This is a genomic window from Burkholderia sp. Ac-20353, from assembly GCF_017104785.1.
Lineage (GTDB): Bacteria > Pseudomonadota > Gammaproteobacteria > Burkholderiales > Burkholderiaceae > Burkholderia.
In genome coordinates this window covers 1-4,326 of sequence record NZ_JAAGPL010000363.1, presented here as the reverse complement: position 1 = coordinate 4,326, position 4,326 = coordinate 1, and the positions used below count along the sequence as shown (strand labels likewise).

3 protein-coding genes are annotated in these 4,326 nt (G+C 72.3%); all 3 read right to left on the bottom strand.

Annotated features, from left to right (window positions below):
* A partial coding sequence (locus G3N94_RS40060) for a 3-deoxy-7-phosphoheptulonate synthase (RefSeq protein ID WP_205799713.1) occupies positions 1 to 1,050 on the bottom strand: 1,050 nt, incomplete at its 3' end.
* A gap of 34 nt (positions 1,051 to 1,084) precedes the next feature.
* Positions 1,085 to 1,903 (bottom strand): 2,3-dihydro-2,3-dihydroxybenzoate dehydrogenase, encoded by an 819-nt coding sequence (locus tag G3N94_RS40055; protein ID WP_241022341.1) that lies wholly within the window; start codon positions 1,901 to 1,903, stop codon positions 1,085 to 1,087.
* Positions 1,904 to 1,916: 13 nt separating this feature from the next.
* The coding region (locus G3N94_RS40050; RefSeq protein WP_205799712.1) for an amino acid adenylation domain-containing protein at positions 1,917 to 4,326 on the bottom strand (2,410 nt) is incomplete at its 5' end.

The window sequence follows — 4,326 nt, the reverse complement described above, 5'->3', positions numbered from 1 at the left end:
GTCCTCGGTCGCGTCCCAGCTGACGCACGGGTCGGTGATCGAGCAGCCGTAGCGCAGCGGGCCGCCAAGCGGCTGCGCCCCGGCTTCGAGAAAGCTCTCGAGCATCACGCCGCGAATCGCGTCGCTGCCGGCGCACATCTGCCCGACGACGTCGTCGAGCACCGCGAGTTGCCGGTCGGCCTCTTTACCGCAGTTCGCGTGCGAGCAGTCGATCAGCAGGTTCGGCGGCAGGCGCTGCGCGCGCAGCGTCTCGACGGCGGCGGCCACCGATGCCGCGTCGTAGTTCGGCCCGTGCCGGCCGCCGCGCAGCACGACGTGCGCGTGCGGATTGCCGTCGCTGTGCAGCAGCGCCGGAGCGCCGGCGCCGTCGATACCGATGAAGGTATGCGGCCGCATGCTGGTCAGCATCGCGTGCGCGGCCACGTCGACCTGACCGTCGGTGCCGTTCTTGAAGCCAACCGGCATCGCGAGACCCGACGCCAGCTCGCGATGCACCTGCGACTCGGTCGTGCGGGCGCCGATCGCGGCCCAGCTCACGAGATCGCACAGGTAATGCGGCGTGACGACGTCGAGCGCCTCGATCGCGGCAGGCAGCCCGAGCGCGTTGATATCGACGAGCAGCCGGCGCGCTGCATACAGCCCGTCCAGCACGCGGTGGCTGCCGTCGAGGCCCGGGTCGTTGATCAGGCCTTTCCAGCCGACCGTGGTGCGCGGTTTCTCGAAGTACACGCGCATCACCACGCAGAATGCGTCGCGCACCGCATGCGCGAGCCGCGCGAGCCGCCGCGCGTAGTCGAGCGCCGCCTGCGGATCATGGATCGAGCACGGACCGACGACGACGATGCGGCGCGCGTCGCGACGCTCGAGGATCGCGCGCAGTTGCCGGCGGCCGGCGGCGACGGTCGCTTGCGCGGCGACCGTCGCCGGCAGGTCGCGGCGCAGCGCGTCCGGCGCCGGCAGCCGCATGCCGACGCACAGCCGTTCGTCGCGGGGCGGCTCGGCAAAGGCGCCGAATGCGCCCGATTCGATTTCGGCGGAGATATGTTTCATCGCTGTCGCTCCGGAGAAGGGACTCGAAACACCGTCACACGCCGAGCGTCGCGCCACCGTCGACGCACAGGCTGTGCAGCGTGACGTGACGCGACGCGTCGGACAGCAGGAACAGCACCGTTTCGGCGACGTCGTCCGGCGCGGCGATGCGGCCGAGCGGAATGCCCGTGCGATACGTGTCGAGCGAACCGCCGATCACGCCCGCCGGGCCGGCCGGGCCGTCCCAGAGCTGGCGCTGCATCGGTGTATCGGTCGAGCCCGGCGCGACGATGTTGCAGCGGATGCCGTGCCCGGCCAGCTCGAGCCCGAGACAGCGGGTGAACTGGTGCGCGGCGGCCTTCGACGCCGCATACGCGGCCATCTGCATGCGCGGCACGAGCGCCGCGTTCGAGCCGACCGTCACGATGCTGCCGGCGCGACGCGCGACCATCCGTTGCGCGACCGCGCGCGACAGGTGAAACACACCGTGCGTATTCACCGCGAAACAGTGCGCCCAGTCGGCGTCGCTCAGCGACGTCGCCGCCGCCATTCGCAACACGCCCGCGACGTTCGCGAGCATCCCGATCGGACCGACCGTCTCCTCCACGCGTGCGACCGCGTCATCGACGGCGGCCGCGTCCGCGACGTCGACCGTGAACGGATGGATTCGCGCGCCGGATGCCGCACTGTTGGCCGCACTGTTGGCCGTATTGTTGGCCGCGTGGCGCGCCAATGCGTCGCCGTCGACGTCGAACGCGGCGACCTCGATCCCGCGCGCAGCTAGCGCGCGCGTGACGGCCGCGCCGATACCCTGCGCCGCGCCGCTCACGACGGCGACCGTCCCCGGAAATTTCATGCCTGCCTGTACATTCATCGATTCGAATTCCTCAAAAAGAGCTAGCGGCGGTCGCCGCGGCGAGCCGTTGCGCCAGCGCCGCGCCGATCGCCGCCATCGGTTCGGGATCGGACATCCCGTCATGCGAACAGTCGAGCGCGACGCACGTCAGCGCATCGGCCGCCAGATGGGCGTGCCAGCTGTCCGGCAGCGGCAGGCCCGGCCGCTTGCGCGCCGCGTTGAAGAGCAGCACTGCGCCGTCGTAGCGCGGCGTGCGTGCCGCACGGAACTGGCGCATCTGCCGCAGCGTCGCGTCGGCGAACGCATCGAGCCCCGCCACGCCGAGCGCTGCGAACGGACTGTTCGCCCGCAACAACCGCAGGCGCAGCGCGTCGTCGGACAGGTCAGCGGTGTCGAAATCGCCGTTCACCGTGAGCAGGATGCGCAGCGCATCCCCTGGCGTCGGCTGCGGCTGCGCCGCCCATGCGGACGCCGGGTAGCTGTCCATCAGCGCGAGCAGGCCAACCGCCTGGCCGTCGCGCGCAAGCGCCGCGGCGACCGCGTGCGCGAGCGCGCCACCGAGCGACCAGCCGAGCAGGTGGTACGGCCCGTCCGGCTGCAGCACGCGCACGCGCTGCACGTAGGCGGCGACCAGCGCGTCGAAATCCGCGGCGCGCCGGGTCTCCTCGACCGACAGTTGCAGGCCGTCGAGCGCGACGTCCGGCAGATGCGCGGCGAGCCGCAGATAGCTCCATGCGAGGCCGTCGGCTGGATGCATGCAGATGAGCCGCGTGCCGCCGTCACGCCCCGCGTGAATCGCGAGATGCGGCGCGAACGCGTCGTGCGCGGCGCGCGGCCGGTACGCGAGCGGCGTTTGCAGCGCGGCCGCCAGCGCGTCGACCGTCGCGTGCCGGAACAGCATCGACACCGGCACGTCGCGCTCCAGCTCGGCGGCGAGCCGCGCGCTCGCCTGGATCGCCTGCAGCGACTTCCCGCCGACGTCGAAGAAATTGGACGCCGGCGTGAGCGCAACCTCGCCCAGCACCTCGCGCCAGATGCGCATCACGCGCCGCGCCAGTTCCCCGACCTGCGCCGCACCGTCCGGCGGAACGTCGTCAGAATCCGCATCCCGCTGCGCGGCGAGCCGCAGCAGCGCGTTGCGATCGGTCTTGCCGTTCGCGTTGCGCGGCAGGCCGTCGAGCACGCGCCATACGTCGGGAATCGCGGCGGCCGGCAGCGCGTCGGCCAGCCGCGCGCGCAGTGCGGCGACGTCGTGAGTCCCGGCGACGAATGCCGCGAGCGTCGTCGCGCCCGCGTCGCTGCGCAATGCGACGACGGCCGCCTCGCGCACGTCCGGCGAGCGCAGCAGCCAGTCCTCGATCTCGCGCGGGTCGATGCGCACGCCGCTGATCTTCACCTGGTGGTCGATGCGCCCGTCGAAACAGAGCCGGCCGTCGCGCAGCGTAGCGAGATCGCCGGTCCGGTACGCGCGCATGCCGCCAGGCAGCGTCACGAAGCGCTCCGCCGTCAGTGCCGGATTGTCGAGATACGCGAGCGCGAGCGCGTCGCCGCTCAGCACGAGTTCGCCCGAGCCACCCGCCGCGACCGGGTACCCGCGCGCGTCGACGATCCGCGCGTCGACACCCGCACGCGGCGTGCCGATCGGCACCGGCTCACCGTCCTGCCAGACTGCACCCGGGCCGCCGACGCACGCGGCGGTCGCGATGATCGTCGCCTCGGTCGGCCCGTAGGTGTTCAGCAGCGTCTGGTCCGGCAGCCGCGCGCGCCAGCGCCGGATCCGCTCGGGCAGCGCGGCCTCGCCGCCGATGATGGTCAGCCGCACGTGTCGAAGCTGCGCCGCGTGGCGCGCGTCGAGCGCATGCGCAAGCACGTGCCAGTACGCGGTGGGCAGATCGAGCACCGTGATGCCGCGCCGCTCGACCTCGGCCGCGAACGTGTCGACCGAATCGAGCATCGCGTCGTCACGCAGCACGAGTGTCGCGCCGCTACACAGCGTGACAAAGATCTCCTCGAAGCTCGCATCGAAGTGCAGCGGCGCGAACTGCAGCACCTTGTCGTCGGGCCCGACGCGATAGAGCTCGCGCGTGCTCGCGACGAACTGCGCCAGCGCGCCGCGCCCGACCAGCACGCCGTTCGGGCGGCCGGTCGAACCGGACGTGTAGAGCAGGTACGCGGGTTGATCGGCGTCAGCGCACAGTGCCGCGTCGGCTCCATCGTGAGCGCCGCGCACCGCGAGTGCGTGATGCGCGTCGAGATCCAGCATCGGCAGGCTGCCCGCGCATGCGCGATACGCGCCGCGCGTGATCACCAGCGCGGGCGCCGCGTCGGCGAGCATCGCCGCGGTTCGCTGCGGCGGACCATCCGGGTCGACCGGCACGAGCACCGCGCCCGCCTGCAGCACCGCGAGCATCGCCGCGATCACGTCCGGCGCGCGCGGCGCG

Excerpts from the sequence above, each read along its gene's own strand:
- G3N94_RS40055 (WP_241022341.1), bottom strand. The coding sequence starts at position 1,903 with ATGAATGTACAGGCAGGCATGAAATTTCCGGGGACGGTCGCCGTCGTG.